The 1,977-nt window shown below is 50.1% G+C and carries 2 protein-coding genes; one reads left to right on the top strand and one right to left on the bottom strand.

Annotation, left to right across the window (positions count from 1 at the left end; translation table 11 throughout):
* The coding region (locus tag KK083_RS32310) for a CHASE2 domain-containing protein (RefSeq protein WP_254170295.1) at positions 1-653 on the bottom strand (653 nt) is incomplete at its 3' end.
* A 160-nt stretch (positions 654-813) separates the two neighbouring features.
* Here KK083_RS32310 and meaB point away from each other — a divergent pair.
* Positions 814-1,830, top strand: coding sequence for a methylmalonyl Co-A mutase-associated GTPase MeaB (gene meaB / locus KK083_RS32305; protein WP_254170294.1), 1,017 nt, complete (start codon positions 814-816; stop codon positions 1,828-1,830).
* Positions 1,831-1,977 lie beyond the last annotated feature (147 nt).

Here is a 1,977-nt window from a genome sequence, read left to right as displayed (position 1 = left end):
GTTTTTTGTGAATCGTAGAGCATGGCGATCATCGTGGAGAAAGCAAGCTCGTCTGTTCCGGAAACATTCAACTTAGGGTTATAGGTCCGGCACACTTTCAGGTCTTCCTGGTGCTCGGCATCGGTTTCGAGGTTCACAAATCCTTCGTAAGCATTTCCTCTCAGCTCGGCATCGGTATGCTCAATAGAATCATAAATGGAAACATCACCATATTTTTTTATCAGCGCCCTGGACTGCCACAGCTTTTCGGCCAGCACCATGGTTTGTGTTCCCTGCACCGCCGAAGCGAAGATCATGTTGTTCAGCGTATCATAGGCCTGCGGACAATTGATGGAATCGCGCAAGCCTCCGTCGCAGGCGAAAATGATATCGAGCGCGATCACCTTAGGCTTGAACTGGTTCAGCGTCATGATCTGCCTGCCGATATCACCTCTTGACAGATAGCCGATGTTCACGATCACAATGTTGGTATCGATCGGAGGGTCTTCACGAAGCTGGGAGAAAGCAATATCGAAAAGCTCCATGTCTCCGAGAGCCTTGCCCAGTGGATCGAACGCGTTGAACATATTCAATTGTGTGATCCCTGATAAACCCGCCAGGATGCCGAATGTGAACAATGTGTTCAAAAAGCAGTGGAGCCAGAATTTGCGCATGTGAGTGGGTGATAGTCAAAGTAAAAATAAAGATTAAACCCGGATTTATGAACTGCCGCCGCCCGGCTGACAGCGAAACATCTTCATTGACAGGTCCCTGAAACGAAGAATTTCATCGGTATGACGTATTTTTAGAAATTTAAGGTCCGATCCAAAAATTTTGAACAACGTAAGATTAACCATAGCGCAGTACATCGAAGGCATTGTTGCGGCAGACAGGGTGGTCCTGGCCAAGGCCATTACGTTGGTGGAAAGCACGCGCCCTGAAGACAAAACGCTTGCATCGGCGCTCATGGATAAAATTCTGCCGTACACGGGAAACGCCATCCGCATCGGCATCACGGGTGTTCCGGGTGTGGGCAAGAGCACGTTCATCGAAGCTTTCGGCAAGCATATCACAAAACAGAACCTGAAGATCGCCGTGCTCACGATCGATCCTTCGAGCCAGCTTACCAGGGGCAGTATTCTCGGCGACAAAACGCGAATGGAGGAGCTCTCCCGAAATCCGCTCGCGTTCATCCGGCCCACCGCCTCGGGCAATGTGCTCGGTGGTGTGGCGGGCAAAACAAGAGAAGCCATGTTGCTCTGCGAAGCTGCGGGTTACAACGTTATCGTGATCGAGACGGTAGGTGTAGGACAATCTGAAGTTGCCGTGCGAAACATGGTAGACTTCTTCCTGTTGCTCATGCTGGCCGGCGCAGGCGACGAGCTGCAGGGAATTAAAAAAGGGATCATGGAAATGGCCGACGCCGTTGTGATCACCAAAGCTGATGGCGACAATGTGAAACATGCCACACAAGCCCGCGCAGAATATCAACAGGCCCTGCACCTGCTGCCGTCAAAAAACTCAGGATGGACTCCGCCTGTTCTCACCTGTTCTGCCACCAGCAACACAGGTATAGAAGAGACCTGGAAGATGATCCGCAGTTACAAAGACAAAACAACGGTCTCAGGTTACTTTGAGCACAATCGTCAGCAACAGAACACAGTCTGGTTCGGAGAGTATTTCCAGCAACTGTTGCAGACCGATTATTTACGCTTCGCTGGGAATAAAGAACTGCAGGATGAGCTCACACAACTTGTGAGCGAACATAAATTATCACCACACCGGGCAGCACAACGTTTGCTGGAAGCCTATCACCGGGCCATTCAGGAGCAGATCCTGAAAAAGGAATGACCAGATTACGAAATTTCCTGTTCCTGCGGTGTCACTACTGCATTCTTATGTTTGGTAAACCACTTGTTCTTAAAGTAACGCACCGAGGTCATCAGCACACCGTTGTAGATCTCAAAACAGGTTCCAACCAATGCCACAACGGCCAGC

The sequence above is a fragment of the Chryseosolibacter histidinae genome, from assembly GCF_018598225.1.
GTDB lineage: Bacteria > Bacteroidota > Bacteroidia > Cytophagales > Cyclobacteriaceae > Chryseosolibacter > Chryseosolibacter histidini.
This window is presented reverse-complemented; position numbering and strand designations above follow the sequence as displayed.